Source organism: Streptococcus cristatus (genome assembly GCF_003943505.1).
Classification (GTDB): domain Bacteria; phylum Bacillota; class Bacilli; order Lactobacillales; family Streptococcaceae; genus Streptococcus; species Streptococcus cristatus_E.
The window spans coordinates 1-519 of sequence record NZ_RJPS01000125.1; the positions used below are offsets into that span (position 1 = coordinate 1).

Genomic DNA, 519 nt, shown 5'->3' on the forward strand with positions numbered 1-519 from the left:
CTTTTTTGCTATGCCTGGCAGAAAAATCTCTTACTGCCTATGATGGCCATTGACAAGAACGGTCTTTGGGTGCATCAGAAGTTTGGTTATTCTATCCCTCGGCGGAATGGGAAGTCTGAAATCCTTTATATTCTTGAAATTTGGGGCTTGCATAAGGGATTGAATATCCTACATACGGCTCACCGGATTTCTACATCTCACTCCTCTTTCGAAAAGGTCAAACGATACCTTGAGAAAATGGGGTATGTTGATGGTGAGGATTTCAATTCCATTCGAGCGAAGGGGCAGGAGAGAATTGAGCTGTATTCAACGGGTGGTGTTGTCCAATTTCGTACTAGGACATCAAATGGTGGTCTGGGTGAAGGTTTTGACATGCTGATCATTGACGAGGCTCAGGAGTACACGACGGAGCAAGAATCTGCTTTGAAATATACGGTGACGGATAGTGCGAATCCTATCACAATCATGTGTGGGACACCTCCGACCCCTGTATCAAGTGGTACGGTCTTTACTAAGTAT

Annotated in this window: 1 pseudogene; it reads left to right on the forward strand. The window is 44.7% G+C overall.

Annotated features, from left to right (window positions below):
- Positions 1-519, forward strand: a pseudogene (locus D8792_RS11320) (DEAD/DEAH box helicase family protein); the annotation flags it as partial.